This is a genomic window from Kitasatospora sp. NPDC028961 (assembly GCF_055564815.1).
Window position 1 is genome coordinate 93,488 of sequence record NZ_JBVHVO010000005.1, and the last position, 12,990, is coordinate 106,477.

Annotated in this window: 13 protein-coding genes; 8 read left to right on the plus strand and 5 right to left on the minus strand. The window is 74.7% G+C overall.

Annotated features, from left to right (window positions below; translation table 11 throughout):
• Window positions 1-82: 82 nt before the first annotated feature.
• From hisN to ACZ4UX_RS12810, 5 genes are all read right to left on the minus strand, one after another.
• The gene (gene hisN / locus ACZ4UX_RS12790; RefSeq protein WP_329489521.1) at window positions 83-880 is read right to left on the minus strand and encodes a histidinol-phosphatase; all 798 of its coding nucleotides are present in this window, start codon (window positions 878-880) and stop codon (window positions 83-85) included.
• 394 nt (window positions 881-1,274) lie between these two features.
• On the minus strand, window positions 1,275-1,598 hold the full coding sequence (locus tag ACZ4UX_RS12795) for a DMT family transporter (protein WP_329489522.1): 324 nt from the start codon (window positions 1,596-1,598) through the stop codon (window positions 1,275-1,277).
• A gap of 118 nt (window positions 1,599-1,716) precedes the next feature.
• Window positions 1,717-2,772, minus strand: coding sequence for a ribosome small subunit-dependent GTPase A (gene rsgA, locus ACZ4UX_RS12800; RefSeq protein ID WP_465706643.1), 1,056 nt, complete (start codon window positions 2,770-2,772; stop codon window positions 1,717-1,719).
• A 16-nt stretch (window positions 2,773-2,788) separates the two neighbouring features.
• Window positions 2,789-4,120 (minus strand): 3-phosphoshikimate 1-carboxyvinyltransferase, encoded by a 1,332-nt coding sequence (gene aroA / locus ACZ4UX_RS12805; protein ID WP_352293076.1) that lies wholly within the window; start codon window positions 4,118-4,120, stop codon window positions 2,789-2,791.
• Between the two features lie 90 nt (window positions 4,121-4,210).
• Window positions 4,211-4,927 (minus strand): M50 family metallopeptidase, encoded by a 717-nt coding sequence (locus tag ACZ4UX_RS12810; protein WP_465706644.1) that lies wholly within the window; start codon window positions 4,925-4,927, stop codon window positions 4,211-4,213.
• Window positions 4,928-5,081: 154 nt separating this feature from the next.
• On the opposite strand from ACZ4UX_RS12810, the gene ACZ4UX_RS12815 reads away from it, so the two are divergent.
• The 8 genes from ACZ4UX_RS12815 to def all read left to right on the plus strand — a co-directional run bounded on the left by ACZ4UX_RS12815 (window position 5,082) and on the right by def (window position 12,948).
• Entirely contained in the window at window positions 5,082-5,834 is a 753-nt protein-coding gene (locus ACZ4UX_RS12815; RefSeq protein ID WP_465706645.1) for an SOS response-associated peptidase, read from the plus strand.
• Window positions 5,835-5,901: 67 nt separating this feature from the next.
• Window positions 5,902-6,537 (plus strand): alpha/beta hydrolase family protein, encoded by a 636-nt coding sequence (locus ACZ4UX_RS12820; RefSeq protein ID WP_329489527.1) that lies wholly within the window; start codon window positions 5,902-5,904, stop codon window positions 6,535-6,537.
• Window positions 6,538-6,824: 287 nt separating this feature from the next.
• Window positions 6,825-7,568, plus strand: a complete 744-nt coding sequence (locus ACZ4UX_RS12825; protein ID WP_380391665.1) for a sigma-70 family RNA polymerase sigma factor — start codon at window positions 6,825-6,827, stop codon at window positions 7,566-7,568.
• Window positions 7,565-7,969, plus strand: a complete 405-nt coding sequence (gene rsrA, locus ACZ4UX_RS12830; RefSeq protein ID WP_465706646.1) for a mycothiol system anti-sigma-R factor — start codon at window positions 7,565-7,567, stop codon at window positions 7,967-7,969. Before ACZ4UX_RS12825 ends, rsrA begins: the two co-directional genes overlap by 4 nt.
• 306 nt (window positions 7,970-8,275) lie before the next feature.
• Complete coding sequence (locus ACZ4UX_RS12835; RefSeq protein WP_465706647.1) at window positions 8,276-9,709, plus strand: HD-GYP domain-containing protein; 1,434 nt, start codon at window positions 8,276-8,278, stop codon at window positions 9,707-9,709.
• Window positions 9,706-11,007, plus strand: a complete 1,302-nt coding sequence (locus tag ACZ4UX_RS12840) for an HD-GYP domain-containing protein (protein WP_465706648.1) — start codon at window positions 9,706-9,708, stop codon at window positions 11,005-11,007. Before ACZ4UX_RS12835 ends, ACZ4UX_RS12840 begins: the two co-directional genes overlap by 4 nt.
• Before the next feature lie 247 nt (window positions 11,008-11,254).
• Entirely contained in the window at window positions 11,255-12,244 is a 990-nt protein-coding gene (locus ACZ4UX_RS12845) for a tetratricopeptide repeat protein (RefSeq protein ID WP_329489532.1), read from the plus strand.
• Window positions 12,245-12,306: 62 nt separating this feature from the next.
• Window positions 12,307-12,948: a peptide deformylase gene (gene def / locus ACZ4UX_RS12850; protein ID WP_465706649.1), complete on the plus strand. Its 642-nt coding sequence runs from the start codon at window positions 12,307-12,309 to the stop codon at window positions 12,946-12,948.
• Window positions 12,949-12,990: the final 42 nt, after the last annotated feature.

A 12,990-nucleotide genomic window follows, 5' to 3' on the forward strand; every position in this document is an offset into this window, starting at 1 on the left:
CCCCCCCCCCCCCCCCCTCCCCCCCCCCCCCCCCCCCCCCCCCCCCCCCCCCCCCTGGCCCCGCACCCATGCGCGTTCCGGGTCAGACGCTCAGGCGGCGCAGGGCCTCCGCGTGCAGCAGGCCGTTGCTGGCCACGGCGTCGGCACCGCCCGGGCCGGGCACGCCGTCCAGACCGGTGAACCGGCCGCCGGCCTCCTCGACGATGACGGCGTTCGCGGCCATGTCCCACAGCGACAGCTCGGGTTCGGCGGCGATGTCGACCGCGCCCTCGGCGACCATCATGTAGGACCAGAAGTCCCCGTAGGCGCGGGTGCGCCAGCAGGCCCGGGTGAGGTCCAGGAAGGGGTCGAGCCGGCCGCGCTCCTCCCAGCCGGAGAGCGAGGAGTAGGAGAACGAGGCGTCCTCCAGACGGGAGACGCCGGAGACGTGGATCCGGGCGGCCTTGGTCAGGCTACGGCCGGCGAAGGCGCCGAGGTCCTTGGCCGCCCACCAGCGGCGGTTCAGCGCGGGGGCGGAGACGATGCCGACCACCGGGCGCTCCACGCCGTCCGGGCCGTCCTCCAGCAGCGCGATCAGGGTGGCCCAGACCGGCACACCGCGGATGTAGTTCTTGGTGCCGTCGATCGGGTCGATCACCCAGCGGCGGGGCCCGGTGCCCTGCAGGCCGAACTCCTCGCCGAGCACCGCGTCGCGCGGGCGGGCGCGCTGGAGCACGCTGCGCACCAGCTCCTCGGCGGCCTTGTCGGCGTCGCTGACCGGGGTGAGGTCGGGCTTGGTCTCGACCTTCAGGTCGAGGGCGCGGAAGCGCTCCAGGGTGACCGAGTCGGCCGAGTCGGCGAGGACGTGGGCGAGTCGGAGATCGTCGTGGTAATCGGCCATGGTCGAAACCCTAGCGAGCCCACCCGGATCGGCCCAGTCGGGCTCGCGGAGCGGACGGCAGCAGCCACCGGTCCCGCCCCCGAGCCGAGTGGCCCACCGGTGCAGCCCTCCCGTAGCCCCCGCCACCCGAGCCGACCCGCCCGGCCCCGCCCCGAGCCGAAGGAGCGCGTCGGTGCCGACATCCCGGAGCCCCCGCCCCCACCGATCCCGCTCCGAGCCGAAGGGGCCCACCGGCGCCGGCCTTCGGTAGCCCCCACCCCCCACCGAACCCGCCCCGAGCCGAAGGGGCGCGCCGGTGCCGAAAGGGAGAAGCGAGGACGACCGAGGTACGAGGGCGTTGGAGCGCCGACCGTCGGCACCGGATCGAGCGCCCCGGAGGCGAGTGGGCGAAAACTCAGTGCGCCGTGCCGCTGAGTTGGAGGCCGATCACGCCGGCGATGACCAGGGAGATCGAGACCAGCTTGAGCACCGAGGTGGTCTCGTCCAGGAAGAGCATGCCGTAGATCGCGGTGCCGGCCGCGCCGATGCCGGTCCAGACCGCGTACGCCGGACCGACCGGCAGGCTCTTCAGGGAGAGGGTGAGCAGGCCGAAGCTGCTGAGGGCGAAGACGCAGAAGCTGATGGTGGGCCAGAGCTTGGTGAAGCCTTCGCTGAGCTTGAGGTTGATCGCGAAGCCGGTCTCCAGGAGGCCGGCCAGGATCACCAGGGCCCATGCCATCGCGTGCTCTCCCTGTCGATCGACGGGCCGGGCCGTGATCCGGCCCGACTTTCCTATGATCACCAGGCTGGCCCGCTCCGACACCTCGAACGCGGCGAAAACGGCCGGGGCCGCGCCGTCAGTCGCCCTCGCGGGTCTCCTTGCTCGCCAGCAGACGGCGCAACGAGTACAGCCGGGCCTGCTCCGCGTGGCCGTCCGCGACCCAGGCGTCCAGTGCGCAGTCCGGTTCGTCGTGGCTGCACGCGCGCGGGCAGTCGACGGTGCCCGGCTCCAGGTCGGGGAAGGCCAGGATGACCCGGGACGGGTCGATGTGCGAGAGGCCGAAGGAGCGGAACCCCGGGGTGTCGATCACCCAGCCCGGGTCGAGCGCCTTCTTCGAGCCCGGCTTGGCGCCCGGGGGCGGCGGCAGCCGCAGCGCCAGCGCCGACACGGTGGTGTGCCGGCCGCGACCGGTCACCGCGTTGACCACCCCGGTGCTCCGCTGGTGGAGCGGTACCAGGGCGTTGACCAGGGTGGTCTTGCCGACGCCGGAGTGGCCGATGAACACCGTCGAGCGGCCGCGCAGGTGCGCCCGGACGGCCTCGGCGCCCTCGGTGGCCAGCTCGTCCCGCCGGGTCACCACGTAGTTGATGCCGAGCGGGGCGTAGGACTCCAGCAGCGGCTCGGCCGGGGCCAGGTCGGATTTGGTGAGCACCAGCAGCGGCTCCATGCCGGCGTCGTACGCGGCCACCAGGCAGCGGTCGATCAGCCGGGGCCGGGGCTCCGGGTCGGCCAGCGCGGTGACGATGGCCAGCTGCTGGGCGTTGGCGACGACGATCCGCTCGAACGGGTCGTCGTCGTCCGCGGTCCGGCGCAGCACCGAGGTGCGCTCCTCGACCCGGACGATCCGGGCCAGGGTGTCGGCGTCCCCCGAGAGGTCGCCGACGATGTTGACGATGTCGCCGACGACGACGCCCTTGCGGCCCAGCTCACGGGCCTTCATGGCGACGATCTCGCGTTCCTGCTTCGTTCCGACGTCCAGCAGGCAGGTCAGCCGGCCGCGGTCGACGGTGAGCACCATCGCCTCGGCCGCGTCGTCGTGCTTGGGCCGGATCCGGGTCCGCGGCCGGGAGCCCCGGCGGGCGGGGCGGTTGCGGATGTCGTCCTCGTCGGAGTCCTTGCCGTAGCGGCGCATGTGCCCAGTCTCCCGCTCAGCCGCCCACCACTGCTCCGCCGAGCAACTCGTCCCACATCCTCGGGAAGTCCGGCAAGGTCTTGGCGGTGGTGGCCACGTTCTCCACCTGGACCCCCTCGACGGCCAGCCCGATCACCGCGGCCGCGGTGGCCAGGCGGTGGTCCTCGTAGGTGTGGAACACGCCGCCGCGCAGCGCGCGCGGGCGGATCCGCAGGCCGTCCTCGGTCTCGGTGACGTCGCCGCCGAGGTCGTTGATCTCCTTGGCCAGCGCGGCCAGCCGGTCCGTCTCGTGCATCCGCAGGTGCGCGATGCCGTACAGGTGGGACTCGGAGTCGGCGAGCGCGGCGACGGCGGCGATCACCGGGGTGAGCTCGCCGACGTCGTGCAGGTCCGCCTCGATGCCGTGGATCCGGCCGGTGCCGGTGAACTGCAGGCCCTCGTCGGTGAACTCGCAGACGCCGCCCATCCGGGTGTAGATGTCGCGCAGCTGGTCGCCGGGCTGGGTGGTGTGCTTCGGCCAGTCGCGGACGGTCACCCGGCCGCCGGTGACCAGGGCGGCGGCGAAGAACGGCGCCGCGTTGGAGAGGTCCGGCTCGACCACCATGTCGCGGCCGAGCAGGGCGCCGGGGGTGACCCGCCAGACGTCCTTCTCGCCGCCGTCCTCCGGGGCGTCCACCTGGGCGCCGGCCAGCCGCAGCATCTCGACCGTCATCCGGATGTGCGGCAGCGAGGGGACCGGGCCGCCGACGTGGCGGACCTCGACGCCCTGGTTGTACCGGGCGCCGGAAAGCAGCAGGGCGGAGACGAACTGCGAGGAGGAGGAGGCGTCCAGCTCCACCACGCCGCCGTCCAGCGCGCCGGTGCCGTGCACGGTGAGCGGGAAGGCGCCGCGGCCGCCGTCGTCGATCCGGGCGCCGAGCGCGCGCAGGGCGTTGATCACGCCGTGCTGGGGGCGCTCGTAGCTGCGCGGGTCGCCGTCGAAGTGCACCGGGCCGTCGGCGAGGACGGCGAGCGGGGGGAGGAAGCGCATGACCGTGCCGGCGTTGCCGACGTCCACGGAGGCCGGGCCGCGCAGTGCGGGGGCCGGGATGACCCGCCAGGCCTCCCCGCCGCCGAGGCCGCCGGAGTCGTTGTTGACCTGCTCCTCGATGCCGACCCCGAGCGCCCGCAGGCCGTCGGCCATCAGCTGGGAGTCGCGGCTGCGCAGCGGGCGCCGCACCCAGCCGGGTTCGGTGGAGAGGGCGGCCAGCACCAGAGCCCGGTTGGTGACCGACTTGGAGCCGGGGATGGTGACGGTGGCGTCAACGGGGGTGGTCGCGACGGGGGCGGGCCACAGGGTCTCGGTCATGGGGCAAGTTTAGGGGCCGTACGGGAACTGTCCGCTCCGCGGCCGGATGGCGGGACGGGCCGGTCGGCGGGGCACCGTCGGCCCCGCGGCTCACAGCGGGGACAGCAGCCAGCTCGCGCCGAGACCCAGGCAGGCCAGCGCGGTGACCAGGAAGAGGAACACCCAGGCGAGCCCGGGAACGCCGGTGAGCCGGGCGAGCTGGTCGGCGTCGGAGTCCCCGCCCTGGCCGCGCCGGCGCTGGTGCTGCAGCTCCAGGACCGGGCGGACGGCGCCGAGCAGCAGGAACCAGCTGCCGAGGCAGGCGAAGCCGGCCTGGACGTCGGTGCTGCCGAACCAGGAGACCAGGAAGAAGGCGGCGCCGGCGAGCAGCACGGTGAGGAAGCCGAAGGCGTTGCGGATCCGGACCAGCAGGGCCAGCAGCAGGGCTATCGCGAGCCAGAGCAGCAGGGTGATCCGGTCGGCCGCGAGCAGTGCGGCGCAGCCGAGGCCGAGCAGGGCGGGGGCGCAGTAGCCGGCGGCGGCGGTGAGCACCATGCCCGGCCCGGTGGGGCGGCCGTAGGAGAGGGTGAGGCCGGAGGTGTCCGAGTGCAGCCGGATGCCCGCGAGCTTGCGGCGGGTGGCCAGGGCGGCCAGGCCGTGTCCGCCCTCGTGGGCGATGGTGATCGCGTTGCGGGCGAACCGCCAGAGCGGGCGGGCCGCCACCAGGAGCAGGGCGGCGGCGCCGGTGGCCAGGGTGAGCCAGCCCGGCGGGGCGGGCTGGGTGCCGGTGACGCGGTCCCACACCTCGCCGATGCCCTGTGCGTCCATGCCCGCTCCCGTTCTCGTCCGGCCCGGTCCGGGGCGGCCGCGGTCGGCCGGCCCGGGTGGCAGCCTCCCATGCGGGGACGGCCGGGCGGGAGGCCGCGGTTCGCACTTCGGGATGAGGAAGTGCTGAGAGCGGTGGTCGTGGCAAGCTGACGGCATGTGCGGTCGCTTCGCCTCCAGCCTCCGGCCCGAGGACCTCGTCGAGCTCTTCGGCGTCCAGCAGTGGGACCCGGTCGAGACGCTGGCACCCAGTTGGAACGTCGCGCCGACCGAGCGCGCCTTCGTGGTGCTGGAACGGCAGCGCAAGGGGGAGCCGGCCCCGGTCCGGCAGTTGCGGGTGCTGCGCTGGGGCCTGGTGCCGCAGTGGGCGAAGTCGCCCGAGACCGCGGTGAAGATGATCAACGCCCGCTCGGACACGGTGCACGAGAAGCCCTCGTACCGGCAGGCCCTCGCCTCCCGGCGGTGCATCCTGCCGGTCGACGGCTACTACGAGTGGCAGACCCTGCCGGGCGAGCGCGGCAAGCCCCGGAAGAAGCCGTTCTTCGTCTCCCGGGCCGACGGCGGCCCGCTGGCGCTGGCCGGGCTGTACGAGTTCTGGCGCGACCGGGCGGTGCCCGCGGACCACCCGGAGGCCTGGCTGGTGACCTTCACCGTCGTCACCACCGAGGCGGAGGAGCTGCTGGCCCCGATCCACGAGCGGATGCCGCTCTTCCTGGACCGGGAGTCCTACGACGACTGGCTGGACCCGGGGCTGGTGGACCCGGACGCGATACGCCCGCTGCTGGTCCCGCCGCCGCCCGGCGCGCTGCTGGCCACACCGGTCTCGCCGGCGGTCGGCAGCATCCGCAACAACGGTCCCGAGCTGACCCGGCCGTGGGTCGAGGCCGAGCACGAGACCACCCTCTTCTGACTTCTGAGCCCCGCTTCCCGCCGGCGCGCCCCGTCGGCACCGCTCTCCGAGCACTGGAGTCCACGCCGTGACGCAGGAACTCGTCCCCACCCCCGCCGGGGACGCCCGGATCAGTTACCACCCGGCGGCCGCGCCGAAGGCGCTGCTGGCGCTCGGCCACGGCGCCGGCGGCGGGATCGGCGCGCGCGACCTGGTGGCGCTGGCCGCGGCGCTGCCGCCGCGCGGGATCACGGTGGCACTGGTCGAGCAGCCCTGGCGGGTGGCCGGGAAGCGGCTGGGGCCGGCGCCCAGGACGCTGGACACCGGGTGGACGCCGGTCGCCGAGCGCCTCGCCGGGCAGGGGGTGCCGCTGGTCGTCGGCGGGCGCAGCGCCGGGGCCCGGGTGGCCTGCCGGACGGGCGCCGCCACCGGCGCGGCCGGGGTGGTGGCGCTGGCGTTCCCGCTGCACCCGCCGGGCAAGCCGGAGAAGAGCCGGGCCGGGGAGCTGCTGGAGTCGGGGCTGCCGACGCTGGTGGTGCAGAGCGTGGCGGATCCGTTCGGCGGGCCCGCCGAGTTCCCGGCGCTGCCGGCCGGGCACCGGATGGTGCCGGTGCCCTACGGCAGCCACGGCTTCGAGGTGCCGAAGCGGGCGCCCACCGGGCAGGACGAGGTGCTGGAGCTGATCACCGGGGCGGTCGGCGACTGGGTGCTCGGGCTGCTCTGAGCCGCCCGGGAACGCACGGTCGCCAACCGCTCACCCGGGCGGGTGAAAACCTGCCGGGGGCCGGGAATGCGGGCGCCCTCGGCATGGTTGACACCCTCGTCAGCTTGAGTCCCGGACGGAAGGCAGCACAGATGGGTTCGATCGCGTGCCCCGAGCGGCCGGAGGAGCGCGAGGCCTCCGCGGCCTTCACCCCCTCCTGGTCGGAGTGGATTGCCGCGGGCGAGAAGCCCGTCAGCCCGATATCCTCCATTTCGGGGCGGCCCGCTGTGGGCGGCCATGCCGAGGAGGTGGGTCCGGTCGTCGGGACCGAGCACGAGGCCGAGCCGGGCCGGGGCCCGGAGGAGAGCCTGCCCGCGGGCGAGGCGCTCACCGGTGAGGAGCTGGCCGAGGCGATCGGTGAGGACACCTTCCGGGTGTCCGCAGCGGAGAGCGAGGCGGCCCGGCGGGAGCGCTTCGAGCGCGACGCCCTGGGCTACCTGGATCCGATGTACTCCGCCGCGCTGCGGATGACCCGCAATCCGGCCGATGCGGAGGACCTCCTCCAGGAGGCGTTCGCGAAGGCGTACGCGTCGTTCCACCAGTTCCGCGAGGGCACCAACCTCAAGGCCTGGCTGTACCGCATCCTCACCAACACGTTCATCAACTCGTACCGCAAGAAGCAGCGGGAGCCCCAGCGGACCGCCGCCGAGGAGATCGAGGACTGGCAGCTGGCCCGGGCCGAGTCGCACATGTCGACGGGTCTGCGCTCGGCCGAGACCCAGGCGCTCGACCACCTCCCGGACAGCGATGTGAAGGACGCCCTCCAGGCCATCCCGGAGGAGTTCCGCATCGCCGTCTATCTCGCGGACGTCGAGGGCTTTGCGTACAAGGAGATCGCGGACATCATGGGTACTCCCATCGGTACGGTGATGTCCCGGCTGCACCGCGGCCGCCGTCAGCTGCGCGGCATGCTGGAGGACTACGCCCGTGAGCGCGGGCTGGTCCCGGCCGGCAGCGGGGCAGGGCAGGAAGCGAAGGGCTCGGGCTCATGAGCTGCGGCGATCCGCACGACACCGAGTGTGGCGAGGTCCTCGACCACCTCTACGAATTCCTCGACAACGAGATGGCCGAGGGCGACTACGACAAATTGCGGGTGCACTTCGAGGAGTGCTCACCCTGCCTGGAGAAGTACGGCCTGGAGCAGGCCATCAAGGCGCTGATCAAGCGGTGCTGCGGCTGCGACGACACCCCGGCCGACCTGCGGGGCAAGGTGCTGGCCAGGATCGACTCGATCCGGGCCGGGCAGCGCTCCGGCGAGGCGGTGGTGGTCGCCGTGGATGCCGCGGTCGAGGCGCACGGCGACAGCGAGCAGGGCCGGCCGCCCGCGAAGGCCTCCGCCGAGGCGGCGGCCAGGCCCGGTACGCCGGTCGAGGCGGGCGCTCCGGCGGAGTGAGCGCGCCGCCGTCCCACGGCGGGCCGTCCACCCGAGGACCAGGCGACCCCCGGAGCGTGCGCTCCGGGGGTCGCTCCGTCTCCGCTTGCGGGCGCCCTCACTCGTTCGAGTGAGTTGGTGGTGCGCCAACTGCGGCATTCCGCGATCATGCGCCCCGACGCCGGAACGGCGGCCTATCCTCCTGACGGACGCTCACCGCCGGTAGCCCGGTGCGCTGAGCGCGGAGCGGGCCAGGACGGCGGGGAGGTCGAGATCGCTACCGACAGTGGAGGAACGGACCTGCCGACGGGCGCGGTGTGCTACCTCGTGGCCGTCCCGGTGGCGGCGCTCTGCTGCCTGCTGCCCCTGTTGCCGGGGCCCGTCCCGGCCGCCGTGCCACGCTGGCTCGGCGCTCCGGTGGACTGGCCCAAGGTCGGCCTGCTGGCCTTTCTGCACGGCTGCTGGGAATCGCTGGCGCAGGGCCAGCCCACCCCCTGCCGACGGCTGCTCCGGGCCCTGCTGGGCCGGCCGCCGCTGCCCTCCCGGCCACCGGCCCGGCCCCTGGCCAACGCCTTCTTCCCGGTGCTGTTCGCCGGGGTGCTGATGCTCGCACCGGCCGCCGCCGCCCTGGTCGCGGTGCCGATCGCGCTGTTCGGCGACACCGAGCCGGACGGCCGCCGGCGCCAGGTGTGGAACGGCGCCCAGCTCGCCCTCTCCGCCTTCGCCGCCTCGGCGGTCTTCCACCTGCTCGCCGGACCGCAGCTGCTGCTCGGCTCCCGCTTCCCGGCCGCGCTGCTCCCCGGGGCCGCCGCGCTGGCCGCGTTCTGCCTGGCCAACGGGGTGCTGGTGGGCGGCATGCTGGTGCTGGCCGAGGGCCGGCGGGCGAGCGTCCTGCTGCTCGGTCCGGTCGCCGCGTTCGGGCTGCCGGTGCTGGTGCACGCGGCCGGCGGGCTGATGGTCGCGGTGCTCTGGCAGGGCCCGTACGGGGCCTTCGCGGCGCTGCTGGCCCTGCTGCCGCTCTCCATCTCGGCCTGGGTGTTCGCCCAAGGCCACCGCGAGCGGGACGCCCACCAGGCCACCGTCCAGGCGCTGGTGCAGGCCGTGGAGATCAAGGACTCCTACACCCGGGGGCACAGCGAACGCGTCGGCAAGGCCGCGGTGCTGATCGCCGGTCAGCTGGGCATGGAGGCCGAGCGGCTGCGTACCCTGCGGTTCGCGGGCATCCTGCACGACGTCGGCAAGCTCGGCGTGGCCACCGAGCTGCTGCGCAGGAACGGTCCCCTCGACGAGGCCGAGCGGCGGGCCGTCGAGGTCCACCCGGTGCACGGCTACGAGCTGGTGCGCGGCATCGTCTTCCTCGGCGAGGCGCACGCCGGGATCCTGCACCACCACGAGCGGATGGACGGCCGGGGCTACCCGAGCGGGCTGGCGGGCGAGCAGATCCCCGAGTTCGCCCGGATCATCTCGGTCGCCGATGCCTTCGACTCGATGACCTCCACCCGGTCCTACCGGCGCGGCCGGCCGGTCACCGAGGCGGTGGCCGAGCTGGAGCGCTGCTCGGGCAGCCAGTTCGACCCGGTGATGGTGCGGGCGCTGGTCGACGCGCTCGCCGTGCACGACTGGCAGCCGGTGCTGCCCCCCGACGACGACTGCATCCGGGCGGTGCCCGACATCCCGCTGGGCGTGCCCGAACCGGCGCGGCCGGGCCCGGGCCGGGTGCCCGCCCAGGGCGGCACCGTGCCGACGGCCGGACCGTCGTGAGCGCCCGCCCGCCGGCCCGCGGGGTGGCCGCGGTGCACGCCGCGGCCGTCGTGCTGCTGGCGTTCTCGTTCGGCGCGGTGGCGGTGCGCGGGATGGCCGAGCCCGGGGTGGCGCTGGCGTTCACCGTGCTGATCGCGCTCGGCGAGTGCGTCCGGATCACTCTTCCGGGCGATCGCGAGCAGGCACCGATCGGTGCCGCCGGTGCGCTGGCGTACGCCCTGCTGGGGCCGCTGCGCGGGCTGCCCACCGCGCACGGCGTGCTCCAGGCGGTCGCGGTGACCGGCGCGGGGCTGCTGCTGGCGCTGCTCCCGGCGGTGGCGCTGCCCCGCGGGGCCCGGCGGCCGCGGCGGGCGCCGTGGCGGGACCGGGCCCGGCTCGACGGCGCCGCCCGGCGGCTGCTCGGGGCCGGGTTCGCGGCCGCGATCTTCCAGCCGCTCTACAACAGCGGAGTGGTCGACCGGTTCTCGGCGGACGGCCCCGCCTACGGGGTGTTCCTCACGGTGGTGGCGGCGCTGGCCGCGCTCTGCGACGCCACCCTGGCGGCGGTGCTGCGGCGGGCCCGGAGCGGGCTGCGGTTCCCGGCGGCGCTGGAGGACGAGCTGCGGTCGCTGTTCGGGATCGGCTCGGCGATCGCCGCCACCGGGATGCTGGTCAGCCTGGCGGCGGGCGAGGTCGGACTCTGGGCGCTGCCGCTGTTCTGCGCGCCCCTGCTGCTGGCGCAGGTGTCGTTCCGGCGGGCCGCCGCTGTCCGGGCCACCACCGGGCAGACCATCGCCAGCCTGGCCAAGGCCACCGAGGTGGCCGGCTACACCCCGTACGGCCACGCCCGCCGGGTCGCCGACACGGCGTGCGCGGTCGGCCGCGAGCTGGGGCTGAGCACCCGCGAGCTCGCCCTGCTGGAGTACGCGGCGCTGATGCACGACATCGGGCAGCTGTCGCTGGTCGAGCCGGTGCCGGACGGGGCGACGGCGCTGCTCCCGGAGGAGGAGCAGCAGCGGATCGCCCGGCTGGGCAGCGAGGTGATCCGGCGGACGGGGGTGCCGCGGCAGGTCGCCGAGCAGGTCGCCCGGCTGGCCGATCCCTGGCCCGGGCGGCCGGACCCGGACGAGCGGGCGGTGCCGCTGGCGGCCCGGATCATCCGGGTGGCGAACGCGCACGACGACCTGCTGACGGCGGCGCGCGGGCGCGGGGTGGAGGAGGTGGTGGGGCGGCTGGAGGTGCTGGAGGTGCTGCGGCTGGGGCGGGGCCGGATCTACGACGGACGGGTCGTGGACGCGCTGGTGAGGGTGCGGGGGTAGGGGAGGGGCGCGCGGCGGGTGGGGGCGGCGGGCGCTGTTCAGGGGTTGGGGTTGAGGCGGGGCGTCGGGGCGGGCAGGCTGGGTAGGGGTGGGGCCGGGAGCGGCCGGAACCCCGGCTGCGGGGAGCGCGGGCGACGGCGGGCGTGGTTGGATGCGGTCGTAGCGTGGAACACCGACCCGGGGCACCGGGCCCGTGGCAGCGGGAGCGGACACGGGACTTGAGCGGACGACGACGGCAGGGACGAACGTGAGGATCTTCCACCGGGCACGGCACCGGCCGTCCGCCACCTGGCGGCAGACGACCGATCGGGCTTTCACGCTGATCGGCGACGGCCGCTACGAGGACGCGGGCGCCCTGCTGGTGATGGCGGCCGATCTGGAGCCGTGGCTGTCGGACTCCTGGTTCAACCTCGCGCTGCTGCACAAGTTCCGGCGGGACTGGGAGCAGGCGCGGGCGGCCGGGCTGCGGGCGGTGGCGCTGCTGGACCGCGAGCAGGGCGCCCCCGACTGGTGGAACCTGGGGATCACGGCGACGGCGCTGCAGGACTGGCCGCTGGCGCGGCGGGCCTGGCAGGCGTACGGGCTGCGGCTGCCGGGCGGGGCCGGGGCCCACCCGGACGGCCCGGTCAGCCTGGACCTGGGGACGACGCCGGTGCGGCTGTCGCCGGACGGCGAGTCCGAGGTGGTCTGGGGGCGCCGGCTGGATCCCGCGCGCATCGAGGTGCTGTCCATCCCGCTGCCCTCGTCGGGCCGCCGCTGGGGCGAGGTGGTGCTGCACGACGGCGCCCCGCACGGCGAGCGGGTGACCGACGGGGTGGCGTACCCGGTGTTCGACGAGATCGAGCTGTGGGCGCCCTCCCCGGTGCCGACCTACGTGGTGCTGCTGCAGGCCGCCACCGCGGCGGACCGGGACGCCCTGGAGCGGCTGGTCGCGGACGCGGGGTACGCGGCGGAGGACTGGACGTCGTCGGTGCGGCTGCTCTGCCGGGCGTGTTCGGAGAGCCGGATGGCCTCCGACGACGGGCACACCGCGCACCACGACCCGCACGACGACGGGGACGCGGCCCACCCGGGGCACCTGAGCCATCTGAGCCAGGGCGCCGGCGGGATGTCCTGGCTGGTGGAGCGGGAGTGCGGGATCGCGGCTCCGGCGCTGCTGGTGCGGACGCTGCTGGACCGCTGGGTGGCGGCCGCCCCCGGTACCCGCGCGTACCGGGATCTCGAAGAGGTCTGCTGAGCGGTCCGCTTACCCTTGGTCGGTACGGCCAGACGATCCAGGGAAGCGGAAGACACACAGCGATGGCGGAGCAGCACGACCACCAGCACGACCACGACCACGAGCCCGCGCAGGGTGAGGCCCAGCCGGTGAAGGTGGTCGGCGAGGAGCCGGACCTCTCGAAGGGCACCGCGCGTCCGATCACCGTCTACGGCAACCCGGTGCTGCACCGGGAGGTCAAGACCGTCACGGCCTTCGACGGCGAGCTGTCGGGGCTGATCGACGACATGTTCCAGTCGATGTACGCGGCCGAGGGCGTGGGCCTGGCGGCCAACCAGATCGGCGTGGACCTCAAGGTGTTCGTCTACGACTGCCCGGACGACGAGGGTGTGCGCCACGTCGGCCACGTCATCAACCCCGTCCTGGAGGAGCTGCCGGCCGGCAGCAAGCGGGTGCTGGACGACGGCAACGAGGGCTGCCTGTCGGTGCCGACCGCGTACGCCGAGCTGCCCCGGCCGGACTACGCCGCGGTGACCGGCCAGGACAAGGACGGCAACCCGATCCGGGTCGAGGGCACCGGCTTCTTCGCCCGCTGCCTGCAGCACGAGACCGACCACCTGTACGGGTTCCTCTACATCGACAAGCTGTCGAAGCGGGACCGCAAGGACGCGCTGCGGCAGATGGCCGAGGGCACGCCGCGGTACGCGACGGTGTCGAACGGCTGACGTGTCACGGAAGGGCCGGTGCACGCGCACCGGCCCTTCCGC

Bases quoted from the DNA above. Each gene is read 5' to 3' on its own strand.
- rsrA (WP_465706646.1), top strand. From the start codon at position 7,565: ATGAGCTGCGGCGATCCGCACGACACCGAGTGTGGCGAGGTCCTCGAC.
- ACZ4UX_RS12815 (WP_465706645.1), top strand. From the start codon at position 5,082: ATGTGCGGTCGCTTCGCCTCCAGCCTCCGGCCCGAGGACCTCGTCGAG.
- ACZ4UX_RS12810 (WP_465706644.1), bottom strand. From the start codon at position 4,927: ATGGACGCACAGGGCATCGGCGAGGTGTGGGACCGCGTCACCGGCACC.
- hisN (WP_329489521.1), bottom strand. From the start codon at position 880: ATGGCCGATTACCACGACGATCTCCGACTCGCCCACGTCCTCGCCGAC.
- rsgA (WP_465706643.1), bottom strand. From the start codon at position 2,772: ATGCGCCGCTACGGCAAGGACTCCGACGAGGACGACATCCGCAACCGC.
- aroA (WP_352293076.1), bottom strand. From the start codon at position 4,120: ATGACCGAGACCCTGTGGCCCGCCCCCGTCGCGACCACCCCCGTTGAC.
- ACZ4UX_RS12795 (WP_329489522.1), bottom strand. From the start codon at position 1,598: ATGGCATGGGCCCTGGTGATCCTGGCCGGCCTCCTGGAGACCGGCTTC.
- def (WP_465706649.1), top strand. From the start codon at position 12,307: ATGGCGGAGCAGCACGACCACCAGCACGACCACGACCACGAGCCCGCG.